Source organism: Smaragdicoccus niigatensis DSM 44881 = NBRC 103563, assembly GCF_000380645.1.
Lineage (GTDB): Bacteria > Actinomycetota > Actinomycetes > Mycobacteriales > Mycobacteriaceae > Smaragdicoccus > Smaragdicoccus niigatensis.
In genome coordinates, this window is record NZ_AQXZ01000015.1 from 270,904 (window position 1) to 289,436 (window position 18,533).

20 protein-coding genes are annotated in these 18,533 nt (G+C 64.1%); 9 read left to right on the top strand and 11 right to left on the bottom strand.

The features are described 5' to 3' along the window. Positions 1–29 precede the first annotated feature (29 nt). The 4 genes from F600_RS0109925 to carD all read right to left on the bottom strand — a co-directional run bounded on the left by F600_RS0109925 (position 30) and on the right by carD (position 2,915). Complete coding sequence (locus F600_RS0109925) at positions 30–1,052, bottom strand: hypothetical protein (RefSeq protein WP_018160459.1); 1,023 nt, start codon at positions 1,050–1,052, stop codon at positions 30–32. A gap of 235 nt (positions 1,053–1,287) precedes the next feature. Then, positions 1,288–1,758 carry a 2-C-methyl-D-erythritol 2,4-cyclodiphosphate synthase gene (gene ispF, locus F600_RS0109930; RefSeq protein ID WP_018160460.1) on the bottom strand — a complete coding sequence of 157 codons (471 nt, stop codon included), beginning with the start codon at positions 1,756–1,758 and terminating at the stop codon, positions 1,288–1,290. Further along, positions 1,755–2,414 (bottom strand): 2-C-methyl-D-erythritol 4-phosphate cytidylyltransferase, encoded by a 660-nt coding sequence (gene ispD, locus F600_RS0109935; protein ID WP_051090778.1) that lies wholly within the window; start codon positions 2,412–2,414, stop codon positions 1,755–1,757. Before ispD ends, ispF begins: the two co-directional genes overlap by 4 nt. A 12-nt stretch (positions 2,415–2,426) precedes the next feature. Next, positions 2,427–2,915, bottom strand: coding sequence for an RNA polymerase-binding transcription factor CarD (carD, locus tag F600_RS0109940; RefSeq protein ID WP_018160462.1), 489 nt, complete (start codon positions 2,913–2,915; stop codon positions 2,427–2,429). 309 nt (positions 2,916–3,224) lie between these two features. Between carD and F600_RS30295 the strand changes: the two genes are divergently transcribed. Both F600_RS30295 and radA read left to right on the top strand, forming a co-directional pair. Further along, positions 3,225–3,800, top strand: a complete 576-nt coding sequence (locus F600_RS30295; protein ID WP_156024512.1) for a copper chaperone PCu(A)C domain-containing protein — start codon at positions 3,225–3,227, stop codon at positions 3,798–3,800. A gap of 36 nt (positions 3,801–3,836) precedes the next feature. After that, positions 3,837–5,195, top strand: a complete 1,359-nt coding sequence (gene radA / locus F600_RS0109950) for a DNA repair protein RadA (protein WP_018160464.1) — start codon at positions 3,837–3,839, stop codon at positions 5,193–5,195. A gap of 8 nt (positions 5,196–5,203) precedes the next feature. Here radA and F600_RS0109955 read toward each other — a convergent pair whose 3' ends face one another. Further along, positions 5,204–5,821 (bottom strand): hypothetical protein, encoded by a 618-nt coding sequence (locus tag F600_RS0109955; protein ID WP_018160465.1) that lies wholly within the window; start codon positions 5,819–5,821, stop codon positions 5,204–5,206. Between the two features lie 80 nt (positions 5,822–5,901). Next, on the bottom strand, positions 5,902–6,528 hold the full coding sequence (locus F600_RS0109960; RefSeq protein WP_026306367.1) for a carbonic anhydrase: 627 nt from the start codon (positions 6,526–6,528) through the stop codon (positions 5,902–5,904). Positions 6,529–6,722: 194 nt separating this feature from the next. Between F600_RS0109960 and F600_RS0109965 the strand changes: the two genes are divergently transcribed. Then, positions 6,723–7,499: an HhH-GPD family protein gene (locus F600_RS0109965; protein ID WP_018160467.1), complete on the top strand. Its 777-nt coding sequence runs from the start codon at positions 6,723–6,725 to the stop codon at positions 7,497–7,499. Here F600_RS0109965 and F600_RS0109970 read toward each other — a convergent pair. Further along, positions 7,464–8,222, bottom strand: coding sequence for an alpha/beta fold hydrolase (locus F600_RS0109970; protein WP_018160468.1), 759 nt, complete (start codon positions 8,220–8,222; stop codon positions 7,464–7,466). The two genes, F600_RS0109965 and F600_RS0109970, sit on opposite strands and share 36 nt — an antisense overlap. Continuing rightward, entirely contained in the window at positions 8,222–9,604 is a 1,383-nt protein-coding gene (locus tag F600_RS0109975) for an amidase (RefSeq protein ID WP_018160469.1), read from the bottom strand. Before F600_RS0109975 ends, F600_RS0109970 begins: the two co-directional genes overlap by 1 nt. Before the next feature lie 69 nt (positions 9,605–9,673). On the opposite strand from F600_RS0109975, the gene F600_RS30300 reads away from it, so the two are divergent. From F600_RS30300 to F600_RS0109995, 4 genes are all read left to right on the top strand, one after another. Then, on the top strand, positions 9,674–10,297 hold the full coding sequence (locus tag F600_RS30300) for a TetR/AcrR family transcriptional regulator (RefSeq protein WP_018160470.1): 624 nt from the start codon (positions 9,674–9,676) through the stop codon (positions 10,295–10,297). Positions 10,298–10,302: 5 nt separating this feature from the next. After that, positions 10,303–10,608, top strand: coding sequence for an antibiotic biosynthesis monooxygenase family protein (locus tag F600_RS0109985; RefSeq protein WP_026306369.1), 306 nt, complete (start codon positions 10,303–10,305; stop codon positions 10,606–10,608). A gap of 178 nt (positions 10,609–10,786) precedes the next feature. Then, the gene (locus F600_RS0109990) at positions 10,787–10,984 is read left to right on the top strand and encodes a CbtB domain-containing protein (RefSeq protein ID WP_018160472.1); all 198 of its coding nucleotides are present in this window, start codon (positions 10,787–10,789) and stop codon (positions 10,982–10,984) included. Further along, positions 10,975–11,718 (top strand): CbtA family protein, encoded by a 744-nt coding sequence (locus F600_RS0109995; RefSeq protein ID WP_018160473.1) that lies wholly within the window; start codon positions 10,975–10,977, stop codon positions 11,716–11,718. The genes F600_RS0109990 and F600_RS0109995 overlap by 10 nt, the downstream gene beginning before the upstream one ends. 56 nt (positions 11,719–11,774) lie before the next feature. Here F600_RS0109995 and F600_RS0110000 read toward each other — a convergent pair whose 3' ends face one another. Both F600_RS0110000 and F600_RS0110005 read right to left on the bottom strand, forming a co-directional pair. After that, positions 11,775–12,215 (bottom strand): OsmC family peroxiredoxin, encoded by a 441-nt coding sequence (locus tag F600_RS0110000; RefSeq protein ID WP_026306370.1) that lies wholly within the window; start codon positions 12,213–12,215, stop codon positions 11,775–11,777. Between the two features lie 77 nt (positions 12,216–12,292). Then, positions 12,293–12,574: a helix-turn-helix transcriptional regulator gene (locus tag F600_RS0110005; protein ID WP_018160475.1), complete on the bottom strand. Its 282-nt coding sequence runs from the start codon at positions 12,572–12,574 to the stop codon at positions 12,293–12,295. 149 nt (positions 12,575–12,723) lie between these two features. Between F600_RS0110005 and F600_RS0110010 the strand changes: the two genes are divergently transcribed. Both F600_RS0110010 and F600_RS0110015 read left to right on the top strand, forming a co-directional pair. Beyond that, the gene (locus tag F600_RS0110010) at positions 12,724–13,989 is read left to right on the top strand and encodes a TetR/AcrR family transcriptional regulator (protein ID WP_018160476.1); all 1,266 of its coding nucleotides are present in this window, start codon (positions 12,724–12,726) and stop codon (positions 13,987–13,989) included. Between the two features lie 40 nt (positions 13,990–14,029). Beyond that, positions 14,030–14,440 carry a nuclear transport factor 2 family protein gene (locus F600_RS0110015; protein WP_018160477.1) on the top strand — a complete coding sequence of 137 codons (411 nt, stop codon included), beginning with the start codon at positions 14,030–14,032 and terminating at the stop codon, positions 14,438–14,440. A 29-nt stretch (positions 14,441–14,469) separates the two neighbouring features. On the opposite strand, the gene F600_RS0110020 is transcribed toward F600_RS0110015, so the two are convergent. Then, entirely contained in the window at positions 14,470–18,468 is a 3,999-nt protein-coding gene (locus tag F600_RS0110020; RefSeq protein ID WP_040630950.1) for a bifunctional nitrate reductase/sulfite reductase flavoprotein subunit alpha, read from the bottom strand. Between the last annotated feature and the right edge of the window lie 65 nt (positions 18,469–18,533).

Here is an 18,533-nt window from a genome sequence, read left to right on the forward strand (position 1 = left end):
ACTCACGAAATCGGCGACGCCTCCGCGCCTCAACTGTGGTTTACCGCGACCGCGCTGCCACCGTTATCGCTTCGCTGGCAGGAAATTCGGACGGGCCAGTCGGGATTTTCCCGCGACGGGTAGGTGCAATACCAATTGCGATCGCCACTGCTGCCGCTGGTCTGAAATGACCGCATCACGCTCATCGCCTCGTCGCATGACACCGGTTGGCGTTTGAGCTTGACCAGGAAGGTGGTCTCGCCGCTTTGGGACGACACCGTTCCGCACTTTTCGCCGAACCCGACCGCACTCAGCGACGGGCATTGATTCTCGACGGCAGCCCAGACGAAGTCGTGCCACATCTGCAGGCCCTTGACCACATCGTCGGGATTCGTCCGGCGCAGCTTGTTCAGTGTTGCCTCTTGGGATCTGATCAGGTCGCTCGTGAGCGGCGAGTCCGCGCCAGACTTCTTCAGGTCGGCCAGTTTCGCTTCCTGATCCGAGATGATCTTGGCCAGATAGTGATCCGGATTCTGTTTCGCGGTAGCGAGTGGCTTGTCGATCGAGGCAGTCGCTTCCTCCGCCGTACCTTTTATCCGTCCACACAGCATGCGCCCGCTGGCGCGTAGCAAGTGTGGCGCCTTGGCAGCTGCATCGTGATCGCTCAGAAACGGATTGACTCGAGTCCACGCATCGGTCAGGTTGCACACCGCATGCGCAAATGCGGCATCCCCGCCAGCGGGAACGTCGGTGTAGATCTGCTCACTCAGTTTCGCCCGAATACCCGCGTCGGAGGTATCGATATTCTCGGCTGCGGGCAAGTACTTCTGGACCGCTTCCAGCGATGACCGCGTTTGCTCGGCCATCGTCGTTTGTTGCCCGGTGTGCGGATCCACGAACTTCGCGGTCATCATCGCGTCGACAATTTGATCGAGCGACGAGTTCGGACCATCTGCATCCACGCAGCTAGCTCCGCTCACTTCGGCAACCTTCGCCTTGACTAAGTCGACAGCCGAACAGGAACCGAGGCAGGTGGCACTCACCGCAATCGCCACCCAGATGCGAACCTTCACCCGAGTGCTCCCCAACGATCGCGATCCGGAGTCGAGCTACTGGCGGATGCCTCTTGGGCTGATGCCAACACCTCTCGTCATGCCGTGCTGATCGTCGTGCCTGGTCGTGGACGGTGCATTCCGAAGGGCTGGATTTACGTCGACCGAATGACAGTTGAATCTTCAATGGCTGTCGGGCAGTCGCAAGTGCGATCTAGTGGCCGGCCACGGCCCGAAGGCAGCGAGGCGCTGGGTTTCAGCCGTGCAAGTCCGCGAGCAGAGCGGTCGCCACGGCCGCAATTCCCTCCCCGCGACCGGTCAGTCCTAGGCCGTCGGTCGTCGTGCCGGAAACCGATACCGGAGCGCCCAGCACCTCGGACAGGACTTGCTGCGCTTCGGCCCGGCGCGGCCCGATCTTGGGCCGGTTGCCGATCACCTGGACGGCCGCATTGACGACAGACAGTCCCTGTTCGGCGAGAAGTCTGCGCACTTCTGTGAGCATCGCGACACCGGTCACGCCGACCCACTCCGGACGGTCCACGCCGAACACCGCGCCGACATCACCGAGGCCCGCGGCCGACAGCAACGCGTCGCACAGCGCGTGAGACGCCACGTCACCGTCCGAGTGACCGGCGCATCCATCCGATTCCGGGAAGTGAATTCCGGCGATCCAGCATGGGCGACCGGCCTCGATGGGGTGCACGTCCGTGCCGATGCCGACTCTCATTCGCTCACCAATGCCCGAGCGATGCGAAGGTCCATCTGAGTGGTCACCTTGAAGGCCATCGGATCTCCGTCAATGGTGCGCACCGTGCCCCCGATCTTCTCGACGAGCCCGGCGTCGTCGGTTGTCTTGTCGCCAAGCTGCGTCGGCTCGTATGCCTTCCGCAACAGGTCGGCCTCGAAGCCCTGCGGAGTCTGAATCGCCCGGAGCTGCGACCGGTCGAGGGTGTCCGTGACGTCCCCCTGGGCATTGACCGTCTTGACCGTGTCGGCCACTGGGAGTGCCGGCACCACCGCCTGCTGACCCGCGTGGAGCTCATCCACCACACGGCGGATCAAGCTGGGCGGAGTCAGCGCACGAGCGGCGTCATGAACGAGGTAATACGAGGCGTCGGGCGCCTTTTCGACGCCGGCCCGGACCGAGTCTGCGCGCTCCGCGCCACCGGTGACCACGGTCGCGTCCGGCACCAGCGCGGCGGCTTCATCAACGAGTTCCGCGGGCACACTGACGACCACCTGGTCGACGACCCCGGAGTCCAGCAAAGCGCGGACCGAGAGTTCGAGCATCGTGCGTGATCCCACGCGAACGAACGCTTTGGGAATGCTCTCCCCAAGACGAAGTCCCTGCCCGGCGGCAGGGACTATCGCAACAATCTTCATTTGTGGCGCCGGTTAGGACGCCGCTGCGAGAACCTCGTCGAGGAGGGTCTCGGCCTTGGCATCGTCAGTGCCCTCAGCGAGCGCGAGCTCACCAACGAGGATCTGACGGGCCTTCGCGAGCATGCGCTTCTCACCAGCGGAGAGGCCGCGGTCCTGCTCACGACGCCAGAGGTCACGCACGACCTCGGCAACCTTGTTCACGTCGCCCGAAGCGAGCTTCTCGAGGTTGGCCTTGTACCGGCGCGACCAGTTGGTCGGCTCTTCGGTGTGCGGTGCCCGAAGCACCTGGAAAACGCGGTCAAGACCTTCCTGCCCCACCACGTCACGAACGCCGACGTACTCGGCGTTTGCTGCGGGTACGCGGACTGTCAGATCTCCTTGAGCAACCTTCAGAACCAGATATTCCTTGGCTTCACCCTTGATGGTGCGAGTTTCGATCGCCTCGATCAGCGCCGCACCATGGTGGGGGTATACGACGGTGTCTCCGACCTTGAAAATCATGTGTCCCGTGCCCCTTTCGATGAGACAAGGATAACACGCCGGGTTTGGAGAGCGCGACCAACGGTGCAGGTCAGAGGCAGTCGGGTAACATTTGGGGGTTGACTTTTGCGCACGGATGTGCAGTTAACTACCAGCAGATGGCTGCTGGATCTCAATGTTTCGCAACGCATCAAATCCTTGACGAATTGACCGCTTCGGGTACCGGCGCGGCCTACTCTCTGACTGACGACTACGCTCGGTAGTGCAGACTACGCTGCGTAGTTGAACCAACCTTTTTGCAGTCTTTGTTGGACTCCGATGGAGGAACCTGTGATCGCCCGGAAAGACGTCAACCGTCGAATCGCCGTTGCCGCCGCCGCATTCGCCGCTGGTGCCCTTCTTCTGACCGGCTGCAGTGCTGGCCAGATCACGCAGACCTCCAGCCAGCAGGCCGCGGTCAACGGCACCTCGGCGACGGATAAGACCGTCGACCTGCGGAACGTTCGTATCCTGGCTCCGGCCGGCGAGTACAACAACGACACTGGCGGCGAGGCCCTCCTGGCGTTCGTCCTCGTCAACTCCAGCCCTTCGGAGACGCTGACCCTCACCGGGATCAACAGCGACGTTGCCGGTTCGGTCGACATCGGTGACGTCAAGCCGATCTCGCCGCTCAGCACGCTGAAGTCGGACGTGGCCGGCAGCGCGACCGTCGAGGGCCAGACGCTCATCACCGTCAAGCTCAAGGACCTGAAGAAGAAGCTCGCTCAGGGCCCGACCTACGACATCACCTTCCTGTTCTCGAACGGAATGGCGATGAAGGTCCCAGCCCCGATCGACTCCGAGGGCCACGACCGCTACACCCCGCCGGCTGCGCCCGCGCCGGCCGCCGAGGGCGAAGGCCACTAACCGCAACTTGTCGGACCCGGCGCCTATGCTGCCGGGGTGACGAACGCCAAGCGGGCCGCGAAGATTCCGTATCGATGTGCGGCCTGCCAGCACCAGGTTCCAAAGTGGCTCGGCCGCTGCCCGGACTGTGGTGAATGGGGTTCCATCGAAGAGGTTCTGTACGCGGCTCCACTGACCGCCTTCAGCGGGGCTGCGGCCGCCCCTCTGACTGAAGTCGACGCCCATATCGCCCACTCGCGGCCGACGGGCATCACCGAACTCGATCGAGTCCTCGGGGGTGGTCTCGTACCAGGCGCTGTCATCCTTCTCGCGGGTGAACCCGGCGTCGGCAAGTCGACCCTCCTCCTCGAAGTCGTTCACAAGTGGGCGGTCTCCGCGCCCCACAACGTCGCGCTGTACGTCACCGGCGAAGAGACCGCGGGCCAGGTTCGCCGGCGTGCCGACCGCACCAACTCGGTCCACGAGCGCGTGTACCTAGCGGCGGACAACGACCTCACGAACGTCCTTGCCCAGGCAGAGGTACTGAAGCCGTCGTTGCTCGTTGTCGACTCGATCCAGACGGTCACGGGGGCCGACGTCGAAGGCGTGCCGGGCGGCGTCAACCAAGTCCGCTCCACCACTCTCGCGCTCACCGGATTCGCCAAACGCACGGGTTGCACCGTCCTGCTTGTCGGGCACGTCACCAAAGAAGGCGCGATCGCCGGTCCTCGCACCCTCGAGCATCTCGTGGATGTCGTCCTGAACTTCGAGGGTGACCGCTACACGGCTCTGCGCATGGTTCGCGCGGTGAAGAACCGCTTCGGCTCGACCGAGGAAGTCGGCTGCTTCGAGATGTCCGAGAAGGGCATCACCGGTATCAGCGATCCGTCCGGATTGTTCATCGCTCATCGCGGCGGAGTGATTGCCGACGAACTGGTTTCCGGTACCGCGATCACCGCGACGCTCGAAGGCAATCGCGCGATGCTCGCCGAGATACAGGCGCTCGCCGCAAACCCCAACGGGCCGGTCCCCCGCCGTACCGTGAGCGGCCTCGACTACAACCGGGCGGCCATGGTTCTCGCGGTCCTCGAACAACGTTGCGGCATCAAAGTCGGCGCCAAGGAGATCTACGCGGCAACAGTCGGTGGAATCAAGATCACCGAACCGGCCGCCGACCTCGCGGTGGCGATGGCGATCTCATCCGCCGTCACCGGAACCCCGGTACCGACCGACCTGGTCGCGATCGGCGAAGTGGGACTCACGGGCGAACTGCGCCCGGTCGTCCACATCGAAAAGCGCCTGACCGCCGCCGTGCGTCTGGGCTACAAACAGGCCCTGGTAGCACGAATGCCGGAGGAAATTCCCTCCGGCATTCGAGTGATCGAGGCTAAGACGCTGCGCGACGCGCTGCGCTAGGGCGTGTCTCAGCCGATGTTAAACGGCTCCGGGGTGCTCTTGACCGCCCCGAGCTGCGCGACGACCGAGTAGGCACCCGGCTGCACGTCGACTCGCTCGCCGTCGCAGTTAGGCGCCGAGGTGGTGCCCTGCCACTTCACCTGGGCGACCTCCTGCTTGCCCGGCTGCAGGACCTTGCTACGCGGGTCCGGGTCCGGGGTGCAGTCCAGGTTCGACCAGATGCGCTTCGAACCGTCGAGCGTGTAAACGGTCACCGACTGCTGGTTCGAGCCGAAGTCGCGGTCGCACGCCTGCGTCGAGATGTTGGTGATGACGATTCCGAAGACCGGTTCGTCACCCTTCTTGTAGTTCGGGTGATCGACCGTCGACTTCACCGCAATGGAAGTGTCCGGGCACGCGCCCGCCGATTCCTTGTTCGAGTCGGTGGTCGGGCTGGCCGATGTCGTGGAAGTCGACGACGACAACGACGAACTCGCGTTTGTATTTCCCGAGGCAGTGGAGTCGTCACCGTTCCGGAACACGACAAAGGCCAACACCAGCAGAACGATCAGACCGGCAGCGCCAGCACCTAGAGCGGCGAGTCGGCGGCGCCGATAGACATCAGGCGTAACAGGGTCTTGGTGCACAGGTCAACGTTAGGTCTCGACGGTCAGGTCACAGGTCAGCACACGCGGGCGTGTCGATGAGTGGTTGATCTCACCCATGCCTATTGGGCGATTTCGCCGACGTCGCCGATCGCGCCGCGCAAGTGGACGTTGCCGTCCTCGAGGCGGTAGGTCGCCGAAGCGATCGCGCACTCACCCTTCGCGATCTTGTCCGCGACGATCTTCGACCGGTCCTGGAGCAGCCGAGCGGTCTCCGCGACGTGACGCGCTTCGAGTTCGTAGACCGAAGTCAGGCCCTCGGTGCGTCCCTGCAGGATCGACGGCATGACGCGCTCGACGATGCTTCGGATGAAGCCGCCCGGCACCTGGCCCAGATCGAGAGCATCGAGCGTGGCCTTGACGGCACCGCAGTGGTCGTGGCCGAGCACGACGATCAGCGGAACGTTGAGAACACCGACGGCGTATTCGATCGACCCGAGGACGGCGTCGTCAAGCACGTGACCAGCGGTACGCACGACGAACATGTCGCCGAGTCCCTGGTCGAAAATGATCTCGGCGGCGACTCGTGAGTCTCCACACCCGAAAATCACGGCAGTCGGCTTTTGGCCCTGCGCGAGTTCGGCACGGAATTGTGCGGACGTGCTCAGGTGCTGGTTGTCACCGGCAACGAAGCGCGCGTTTCCTTCCCGCAGCGACTTCCATGCGGTGATCGGATTTGCATTTGGCATGAGCCCATCGTGCACCTAGCGCACATTACCGGTAAATAGTGGGTCGTTACGCAGTGGCAAACTCAAACCGACAACAACCCGGATTGAAATGTGAGGAAGCACCGATCGACGCCTATGTCCTAGTCGACTGGTACCGCGCCAACGCGCGCGAATTACCTTGGCGTGCAGCGGATACGACGCCATGGGGAACCCTCGTGAGCGAGGTGATGCTGCAGCAGACGCCGGTCGCGCGTGCTGTTCCTGTGTGGGAACAATGGATGAGCCGATGGTCGCGTCCTTCGGATCTCGCCGCGGAAACCCAAGGCGAAGCGGTTCGGGCGTGGGGCAAACTCGGCTATCCGAGACGAGCAATGCGACTGCACGAATGCGCAACCGCAATCGCCAATTCGCACAGCGACGTGGTGCCGAGTGATGTCGACGTTCTGTTGTCGCTGCCGGGAATCGGGGCCTATACCGCCCGCGCGGTGGCGTGTTTCGCCTACGGACAGCGAGTCCCGGTCGTCGATACCAATGTCCGGCGCGTGATCGCCCGGGCCACCGCGGCCGACGACTCGGCGCGAACCGTCTCCCCCGCCGACTTCCGGGCGGCCGAAGCTTTGCTGCCGCCCGAGCAGGAGACCGCTGCCGTGTTCTCGGCCGCAGTCATGGAACTCGGCGCGACCATCTGCACCGCGCGCAATCCGGTATGCGGCGCATGTCCGATCGTTGACTGCGCGTGGGTCGCTGCGGGTCGCCCGGCGGGGGACGGACCAGTCCGGACGCAGCCGTACGCCGGTACCGACCGGCAGGTCCGCGGTCTTCTGCTCGACGTGCTTCGGGACTCCTCGGGCCCGGTCGAGCGAGTCGCCCTGGACATCGTGTGGCCGCGCGATCCGGGTCAGCGGCAGCGCGCGCTCGATTCCCTCCTGCTCGACGGACTGATCGAGCAGACCGACTCAGGACTGTTCGCGCTCGCTGGCGAGGCCGGCTAGAAAGTCCTCCACGGCCGAGCGGTATTCCGCTGGTCGCTCATCGTGAACCAGGTGGCCCGCGCCCGCAACGAACAGATACGTGCATTTCGGGTTGACTTCGCCCATGCGCCGGATCTGACCAGCGGGGGTCACGGTCTGCTCGGCCTCGATGACCAGCGACGGCACGTCGATCGCCGCCCACTCGTCCCAGTAGTGCTTTTCGCCCCAGACCTCGGACATCTTCACGAAAGTCGGGCCATCTCCGTGCAGACGCAGTCCGTCCGGGCCACGCGTGAACGACGCCGCAAAGTACGGACCGGCGATCGGCCCGAAGTAATCGATCACGGCTTGCTCGTCGGCGAACGGCTGTGGCCAGGACGCGATGACAGCCGCCCAACCGTCGGCGGACCCACCCCGAAAGTCAGGCGCCATGTCTTCGACGACGAGGCCGCGAACGCGCTCCGGGTGCAGTGCCGCGTAGCACCAGCCATGCAGGCCACCCATGGAGTGACCGATCAGAATCATCGGCTCGCCAATGACCTCGAGGTGGTCGGCGAGGTCCGCGACGAATGCCTCGGTGCTGAGGTCGTCGAGCGGCGGGCGACCATGCCCGGCGGCGTCGAAGGTGTAGACGGTGCCGTGTTCGCGCAGCCAAGGCAGATGATCGCGCCACGTCGCCGCACTCCCCATGAGCCCGTGCAAAAGCACGATGGGGGCTCCGGATCCACCTTCGTTGTGCAGCACTAGTCCTGTATACGCGGCCTCGGTCGCTCCGCCTCCAACAGATAAGCGAGTTCGAGCAGCGTGCGCTCGTCACCGCGAACGCCCGAGAAGTGCACCGCAACCGGAAGCCCGTCGTCCGACAGCGCAACCGGCATCGACAGCCCGGGCGTGCCCGCGATGTTGTGGAGCGGCGTCGTGACGACGTAGTGCTCGAGATTGTGCATCAACACCTCGAACGGCTGGTTAGGGCTGAGGTAACCGAGTTTGGGCGCGGTGTGCGCCAGCACGGGACCAAGGACGGCGTCGTATCCGGTCATGAACTCGTCGTAGACCGCAGGCACCGCCTTGAGCCGACTCAGCACCCCCGCAGTGCGGTGGACATTGCGCGCGTAATGCCACCGCAACCCTCTGGTCAGCCCATCGATTTTCTTCTGCGAGAACGGAATTCCAAAGGTCGGAGCGCCGATCGTCGTCGACATCGTGGCGAGCAGACCCCAGTAGAGCGTGAAGTCCTCACCAAAGGACGGCTCGACCGGCGGGTCGACCTCTTCGATTTCGTGCCCGAACTTCGTGAGCAGGGCGGCGATGTCGTCGATCGCAGCCTGCGTCGCCGTATCGATCGGGGCGCCGTTGATCGTCTTGGTCATCAGGCCGATCCGCAGCTTTCGATCGCTCGGTCCCTCGACGAGACCGATCGGCTTGAGCGCTCGGTTCCGCCAGAAGTCCTCCAAGGCCGCGTGGAACATCGCGGTATCCCGAACCGACCTGGTCAGGACGCCTTCGCTGACCATGTTGATCGGAATGTGCCTCGTCATCGCCGCATCGATGTGGCGGCCCTTCGTCGGCTTGAGCCCAACGAGTCCAGCCGCGGCAGCCGGGATTCGGATGGACCCACCACCGTCGTTGGCATGCGCGATCGGCACGACACCGGAAGCGACCAGCGCGGCGGCGCCACCGCTTGAGGCCCCGACCGAGTGCTCCGGATTCCAGGGGTTCCGCACTGGCGGTCGCGTGCGGAACTCGGTGCTCGCATTGAACCCGAATTCCGGCAGACGGGTCTTTCCGAGGAGGGTCAGACCGCTCGAGAGGTACTGCTCGGCGTACTTGTCGTCCTGGTTCTTCATTCGTCCGACGAACGCCTCGGACCCGTGCCCGGTCCGCATGCCCCGCACGTCGAGGTTGTCCTTGATGAACGTCGGCACGCCATGCAGTCGCCCGCCGGGCGTCTCGCGCGGCGTGGGCAGTTCAACCGCAACAGCGTCGAGGGCGGTGACTTTCGCGAGGCGGGCGTGCGCCGCATCGGCGAGTTCCTTGGACGACCGTTCTCCGCGAGCAACCAGTTCGGCGAGGGCGACCGCATCGAGATCGCCGAGGGCGTCATCGGAGAAGGCATGAATACGCATGTCTTCAATCTAGAAACTCTTCCAGGTTTTGTCTAGAAGATCTTCCAGGTTTGTAGATAGACTCGTCGCATGGTTCGTCAGGCTCGCTCTCAGGCCCGGCGCGATGCCCTACTTCGCGCAACTGTCGAGGTCGCCGCCGAACAGGGCACGGCGGGAATAACGCACCGGTCGGTGACGGAGAAGGCCGGCCTCCCCCTGGCCACCGTGAGCTATTTCTTCGACTCGATCACCGACTTGGCACGCGAGGCGATCACGCACGCGGTCAACGAGGACGCACAACAGCTCACCGCACTGGCCGCCGATCTCACCGAGCTGAAAAGCACTCCCGATGAGATCGCGTCAGCCTTTGCTGCCTCTGTCGCACCACGATGGCCGGATACTCCGGCGTTGTTCGAGGCCTACCTCGCCGCCGCCCGTCGCGAGGATCTTCGCGAGACGATCGCCGAATCGTTGGAGACGGCCCGAAGCGTGGCGGTCGCCGCAGCCTCGGCAGCCGGAGCACCTGCAGCCAAGGACCTCGCACCCGCACTGGTCGCGCTCGCCCATGGCTTCGCTCTCCACGGACTCGCCGTGCCGAGCCAGGTCGAAACCGACGACATCCGACGGGCCGCGCGGACCCTGTTCATCGGGCACTTGGTCGAGAATGGCCTCGTCGACGAAGCTGTCGCACTCGCCAACGCAGCATTAGGGTGAAAACCATGGCTGTCGTGAAGATCAATGCGATCGAAGTTCCCGAAGGTGCTGGACCGGAACTCGAGAAGAGGTTCGCCGCACGCGCCGGAGCCGTCGAGAATGAGCCGGGATTCCTGGGCTTCCAACTGCTCCGTCCGGTCGCCGGGGAGAACCGCTATTTCGTCGTCACGCACTGGGATTCCGAGGAATCCTTCGCGGCGTGGCGCGACGGATCGGCGCGCGCCGCGCATGCCGGCAACCAGAAGCCGGTGTCGACCGGAGCGTCTCTCCTCGAGTTCGAGGTCGTCCTGGATGTGCCCAAAAAGGCGTGATTTGTGGCGGTTTCGCCCAACGCTTGACTCTAGACAAAGCCGAATGTCAGTCTGAGCGTGCAATAACCCTGCGGAGTTTCGGGAAGCCGGTGCGATTCCGGCGCGGTCGCGCCACTGTAAAGCCAGACCTTCGACTCCACGGACCGCACAACCGGGACGCGAAATCCCAGGAGGAAATATGGCACTGATTCAGGCACCAGCACTGCGCACGCAGGGCGCGCTCGTATCGCTGGCGATCGCTTCGATCGTCGTGATGCTCGCGCTGCTGACGCTTTACCTCGTCGGCCTCGACCAGGGTGCGGTCTCGCAGACCGGCGCACTCCTGCATGAGGTCATGCACGATGGGCGTCACCTGCTGGGTATCCCGTGCCACTGAACGATCGATTCCCAACTCTCATAATTCGTGGACTGATCGCCGGTGTCATCGCCGGTCTTCTGGCGGGCGTCGTCGCGTTCATCCTCGGTGAGCCGCACATCGATGCGGCAATCGCGATCGAGGACGCAAAGAACGCCGCCATGAACGCCAGTCACGAGCATGAGCTCGTCAGTCGTACCGGCCAGCGCTTCGGATTGTTCCTCGCGACGAGCCTCGCCGGCCTGGCGTTGGGCGCGATCTTCGGCACCGCAGCGCACTACCTGCGTCGGTTCAGCACCTCGTCCGGACCGATCTTTGCAATGATCCTCGCCGTGTGCGGTTGGCTTGCGATCGAGATCGTGCCGTTCTTCAAGTACCCAGCGAACCCGCCGGCCGTCGGCAACCCGGAGACGATCGACCACCGGACCTTCCTCTGGTTGGCCGCGCTGATCTTGGGTTTGCTCGCCGTATCGACCGCGTCCACCGTCTTCGTCACACTGCGCAAGCACGGTCCGGCCACGCGGGCCGCGGCCACACTCGGAGCGTTCGTCGGTGTCGTCGCGATCGGATACACCGCGCTGCCGGGCATCAACGAAGTGGGCGCGGACTTCCCGGCGACTCTGCTGTGGCAGTTCCGGTTGTCGTCGCTCGCCACGCAGGCGACTCTGTGGTTCGCACTCGGACTCGCCTTCGCCTGGCTGACCGAGCGTGCGAACAAAACCTCGGAGATGCGAACTCGCGTCGCGATCTACTGATCAACGAGAAACGGAGCCGGTGTCACACGACACCGGCTCCGTTTCTCTTTGCCTGCTCAGGCCAGCGCGGCATCCAGCGTGATGTTGGTGGCCGCCAGAGCCTTACTGATCGGGCAGCCAGCCTTGGCACCCTCAGCGGCCTTGACGAAGCCTTCTTCGTCCAGTCCCTCGACCTTGCCGCGCACGGTCAGCTTGATGTTGCTGATCTTCAGCCCGCCGTTGACCGTGTCTGCCGCCAGCGTGACGTCTGCGGTGGTGTCGAGGCTGATCGGGGTGCCGCCGGCGGCCGCGATTCCACCCGAGAGCGCCATGCAATAGCACGAGGCGTGCGCTGCTGCGATGAGCTCCTCCGGGCTCGTGACGCCGTCCGCGGTGTCGGCCGTGCGGCGTGGGAACGAGACATCAAAGGTACCGATTCCCGAGCTCACGAACTCGGTCCGGCCTGATCCATCCTGAAGACCGCCGGTCCACTGTGTGCGAGCGGTGCGTACTGCCATGAGGTTCCCTTTCGATTCGAGTCCTATCCCGAACCTACCCGGCAGCAGATGAGCACGAAGGTCGAACGCCAGGCAGCTCACAGGGCTTCGAGATCAATGAGACCGTCCTGGATGAATCGAGCGAGCAACGACGACTTGGTAGGCGCAGGTCGTCCCACCTTGAGGTACTTCGAGCGCACCCGCAACAGGTGCGTATTCATCGTCCCGACCGAGATGAAGAGTTCGCTACATGCTTCGCCCTTCGAATCAACGGCAATCCAGGTCTTCACCACTTCGACCTCACGCCGACTCAGTGCGGGGCGGCGCCAGGCCGGGACCGGGTCCTCGATGATGTCGTCGTCCAACACCAGGGCAGTCATCGCTTCTCACCTTCATTCCTGCATCGTCCGAAAGGTGAGATCAGGTGACCACTGCAAGGTCGGCATGTCACTATCTTGGTTCGTACCACTATGTTTCATGTGAGACGAAGTTGTCTCACGACGCTGGGGCCCGGATCGGAGGAGCGAGTTTGAGCGACGAGGGAACGCGGCAGCTGGTCGACTCGGGACTAGCGATTCTGATCTCGAACCCGCGTCAACTCCTCCAGCGCGGCCTCAATATCGAGCAGGCATTTCAAGACTCCGACGTGTCGCGAGCGACCTTTTATCGGCGATTTCCGAATAAGGAGAATTTTCTCGCCGCAGTCGTCAATGCGCTGATCAGGACGAACCGCTTCGATACTTCCGCGGCGCGATCGATCGCCGAACGCACGTGGTCCGATCAAGGCGAAGACCTTCAGCAATCGATCCGGACTCTCATCGAGCATGGATGGGTGGCAGCCGAAAAGTCTGATTTGGTCCCCCGGCAGTTGCTTGCCACGCTGTTCGGCCGATCGAACGCCCAGAATCGCGCCGACCTCCAGCACAGCTACGAAGTCCGCGATCGCGCGGCGACGGCGATGTTCGACGCGCTGATCGGCACGACCGGAGCGACCTTGCGCAAGCCCTTCACGGTGCAGTCGCTGAGTACGGCTCTCACCGCGATCGCCGACGGATTCCTCCTACGCGCTGCGGTGGATTCGCGCTCGACTCTGTCGTCGCTGCTCACGGACGTCGTGCTTGCGTTCACAAACGCGGTGCTGACGCCGGTTCACGATCACGGACACCTTTACGGCACGCTGGCCGCCCTCAATCCCCCAGAGCCGAGCGGGAACGTACCCCGAGACCCGCGAGCTGCCCTGATCGACTCTGCCCGTGCAGAGTTTCTCCGGTCCGGATATTTCGGCGCCACATATGAATCGATCACCGTGAATGCGCGGGTTCCGCTGCATACCGCGCGACGAATCTTCCCCACGAAGACCCACATCATCGCCGGGGCGCTCAAGCCTGACTACGAGCGCCTTCGGACCGCCATCGACGACGATCTCGTCATCGAGCTCGACGAAGTAGACATCCTCAAGAACCATTTCATCCGGTGTGCGCACCTTGCCGCGGATGAACGCGCGTTCATGGACGCGCTCGTCGCCGCGGTCGCGCACGACACTTACAGCGAACCCGACGGTCTCTTGGCGATCAAAGAGGCGTTGAACCTGCCTGCGCTCATCGTTCCGGCAATCGCGTCCGGTCAGAAAAAAGGACGGATCAACGCGGCGTACCCGCCGTTCGAACTTGCCGCGATGATGACCAACACGCTGCTCTTACGTTGCTTCACCAGGCGAGACGTTCCTCCAGAGGACAATGCGGCAATTGTCAGCGACCTCATGATCGACGGAAAGTTCGCGCCGACACGATCCTGATCCACCGTTGAACTCCCCTTCGAAACCCAGGAGCTCCGCTATGTCGGCCGCTTATCGCCATGACCTCGTCGAACTCGTCACGCGTTTGACGCGATGCATCGACCTCAAGACCTTCCCGGAGATGTCCGCGCTCTACCTACCAGACGCCGAACTCGTGTCCCCGATGGGCGTGATCGAGGGCGCCAACACGATCGTCGAGTTCGCTCAGCGCAACCACGAGCAGTACGCGGCGACCCAACATCTCGTCTGCGGTACGACCGTCGAGGTCGAGGGCGAGAGTGCCGTCGTCGTTGCCGACGTGGTCGCCGTGTTGGTCCCGGTCGCCGAGGAACCCGGAACAAACATCCAACTCGGCAGTCGCTACGAGTTGGCGACCGCACATATCGACGGCGTCTGGCGCATCACCCGGCAAACGATCACGCCGTTGTGGCAGCGCACGCCAATGGGCTGAATTCACCGCAGCGGGCTGGTGAGCCCAGATCAGTAAACGTCTCGCACGTACCGCTTTTCGGAAACCAGCTTCTTCTTGTACGCGAGCGCAGCCTCTTCGGTGAGCTTGCCGTGCGTCCGGACGATCCGCAGAAGGGTGTCGTCGACATCCTTGGCCATGCGCGAGGCGTCACCGCATACGTAGATGTGGGCGCCATCCTGCAACCAGCGCCATAACTCAGCGCCATGCTCGATCATCCGGTGCTGCACGTATATCCGCTCGCGCTGGTCCCGCGAGAAGGCCAGATCCAGCCGGGTGAGGGTGCCGTCGCGGAACATCTCCTCGAGTTCGTCGCGGTAGTAGAAGTTCGTTGCGGCGTGCTGACCGCCGAAGAACAACCAGTTGCGGCCGTTGCCACCCAGCTCGCGCCGTTCGTGCAGGAAGCCTCGGAAGGGGGCGATTCCCGTTCCCGGTCCGATCATGATGATCGGCGTGTCCGGGTCTGCCGGCGGCCGAAAATGCGGCGCCCGCTGCAGGAAGATCTGCACGTCGTCAGCGCGGTCGGCGAGGAACGTCGAACACACTCCCCCGCGCGGTGTGCCGTTCTCATTCTCGTATCGCACGACACCGACGGTCAGCTGGACTTCATTCGGGCTGACCAGCGGCGACGACGAGATCGAGTACTGCCGCGGCGTGAGCTTCGACAGGACACCGAGCCAGTCGACGGCGTCCGCTCGCATGGGGAACTCACGCAGGACATCCGCCTGGTGCCGACCCCAGAGCCACTGCCCAAGCTGGATCTTGTTGTCCCGGCGCAGCAGCTTGGCGAGGCGATGATCGCCGGTTTCAGCTGCGATGAACTTGAGGAACTTCGGCGTCGGCACACTGATGTCGAGGCGGGTGCGCAGGGCCTCCCCGAGCGAGAGTTCGCCGTCCCCGAGGTCTACCAGCGTGCTCGCGTCGAGGCCCGCCGCGGCCAGCCACTCGGCAACGTTGGCTTCGCTGTTGTAGGCGAACACGCCGAGGGCGTCACCAACGTCGTACGTGCAGCCTTCCGGCAGCTCGAATCCAACCTGCCGCACATCGCGTTCACCGGTGCCACTGATCCGTTCGTTCCGGACCACGCGAGCCGACTGCGGGTTGTCGCGGGTGAAGACGCCAGCGGGTTTCACCGGTGCCGGCTTGAGCTCCGTGGGCGATTTCGTGACCGGCGCAGATCGCAGCGCGGTCGCGAGGTTGTCGATCCAGGTCCGGGCGTGTTCGTCGTCGCCGATCTCGCAGTCGACGCGCTCAAGCAGTGCGGTCGCGCCAAGCGCGGTCAGGCGCTCGTCGAGATTGCGGCCGTGGCCGCAGAAGTCCGAGTACGAGGGGTCGCCGATCGCAAGGACGGCGTAACGAAGGTTCTTGAGCTGGGGTGCGTCGTTCGCCGCGAGCCGATCCCAGAAGTCGGCGCCGTTGTCCGGCGGGCCGCCGTCGCCGAAGGTGCTCGACACGATGACGACCTGCTCAGCGCCCTCGAGATCGGACAATTCGCAGTCGTTCATGTTGATCATGCGGGCGCGCACGCCCTTGGCCGCCAGCTCCGTCGAGACGTCGGCGGCGAGGTCGGCGGCGTTTCCGGTCTGCGACGCCCACAGGATGAGCACTGGCTTCTCGACCGGCGCCGGCGCGACGGTTTCGACCGCCGATCGCGAGTACATCCCCGCAAGCAACCCGTCGACCCACAGTCGAGTGTCGACACTGACCGGAGCTGACGACGGCAGGACAGGGACGCCGGTAACCGGCATGAGGTCGAGAGCCGCGAAGAATCCGCCCAGGAAGGTGCGCTCCGCGTCGGTCGAAGCCGGCGCGACTGTCGGTGCTCCCACTGCGGCGGCGAGCGTCTGAGCGGGTGTCGGGGCCCCGGAAACCGGGACTTCCTCCGGCTTCCGCAGCGACTCGACGGCCCGCATTCGAACCGCGGTCACCTTGAATTCGGGCTGCAGCGAATCCGGGTCAACCGCATCGTTGGTGACCGCGTTGATCGTCACGTACTCGCCATGCTCGTCGTTCCAGTGGAACGGGGCGAAGCACTGACCCGGCTGCACGCGATCGGTGATCGTGGCAGGCAAGACCGCACGTCCGCGGCGCGAGACGATCTCAACATCACCACCCTCGACGATGCCGAAGCGCTCGGCATCGGCGGGATGAATCTCGACAAACGGCGACGGGTTGAGCTTGTTGAGCTTGTCGACCCGGCCGGTCTTCGTCATCGTGTGCCACTGATGCTGGACGCGCCCAGTATTGAGCACGAACGGGAACTCGTCGTCAGGCATCTCCGCAGCGTCCATATGCGGTCGCGGGAGGAACTTCGCGCGTCCGTTGTCGGTGGCGAAGCGGTTGTCGGGATAGCGGTTCGGGTGACGGGTCTCGGTGTCGCCCGGCGGCGACGGCCACTGCACGGGCTGCTGGCGCAGTCGGTCGTAAGTGATTCCGCGCAGGTCGTAGCCGGTCTTCTCGTTGTTGAAACGACGGATCTCGTCGAAGATCTGCTCGCTGGACTCGTAGCTGAAGGCCTCCGCGTAACCCAACTCCGCAGCGATCGCGGCGATGATCCGCCAGTCCGGCATCGCCTGACCGGGAGCCTCCGTCGATGGCTTCAGGAGCGTCAGGTTTCGCTCGGAATTGACCATCACGCCTTCGAGCTCGGACCACATGGCCGCCGGGAGCACGATGTCGGCGTAGGCGTTGGTCGCGGTGTCGGCGAAGGCATCCTGGGTGATGACCACCTCGGCTGTCTCGAGCCCTTCGACCACGGTCCATCGGTTGGCCATCGAGGCGACCGGGTTGCTGCAGATGATCCAAGCGGCCTTGATCTCGCCGGCGGCGAGACCCTGATACATCGCCACGGTTCCGGTGCCGGATTCCGCCCGGATCGAGCCCGCGGGCAGACCCCACACATCCTCGACGAATGCGCGATCGTCGTCGTCGAAAACCGAACGCTGCCCGGGGAGACCGGGGCCCATGTAGCCCATCTCGCGACCGCCCATGGCGTTCGGCTGGCCGGTGAGAGAGAAGGGTCCGCTGCCGGTCCTACCGATGGCTCCGGTCGCCAGATGGAGATTGATCAGCGAATTGGTGTTCCACGTGCCATGGGTGCTCTGGTTGAGGCCCATGGTCCACGCCGACATCCAGTTGGGTGCGGTGCCGATCCACTCGGCGGCGGTCCGCACATCGTCTTCGGCGAGGCCGGTCAATCGGGCGACATCGGCCGGGGTGTAGTCCTCGAGGAACTCCTCCATTCCTTCCCAACCGTCGGTGTGGTCGGCGATGAAGTCGCTGTCGAGGTGACCGTTCTTCACGATCAGGTGCAGAAGACCGTTCAGCAAGGCGATATCGGTACCCGGCTTGATCTGCAGAAACAGGTCGGCCTTGTCCGCGGTCGCGGTTCGGCGCGGGTCGACGACGATGAGCTTTGCGCCCTGCTTGACGCGGTCCATCATGCGCAGGAACAGGATCGGGTGGCAGTCGGCCATGTTCGCGCCGGTCACGAGGAAGACGTCGGCGTGGTCGAAGTCGTCGTAGCTACCGGGCGGGGCATCGGCCCCGAGGGACTGCTTGTAGCCGGTTCCAGCACTCGCCATGCACAGCCGCGAGTTCGCCTCGAGGTGCTTGGTACGCAGGAAACCCTTCGCGAGCTTGGCCGCCAGGTACTGCGCTTCCATCGTCATCTGGCCGGAAACGTACAGTGCGATGGCGTCCGGACCGTGTTCGTCACGGATCTCGCGAAGTCGCTGACCAGCGAGCTTGATCGCCGCGTTCACATCGGTCGTGCGCGTCGGCCGACCCTTTTCATCGCGAACGAGCGCTTTCCTCAGCCGGCCGTCCGCCGCCATCATTTCGGCGTGCGTGGCACCCTTCGTGCACAGTCGGCCCTGGTTCGTGGGATGAAGCTTGTCCCCCACGACCTTTGCGATGAGTCCATCGGAGTTGGTCGTGACCGAGATGCCACAGCCGACGCCGCAATACGAACACAGGGTCCGCACTGGGGTCTGATCAGCTGTGGTCATGCCTCTAGAGTGCCTAGCCGGAGTTCCGTCCGGATTGCCCCTTTGTTTTCGGGATGTTTCGAACC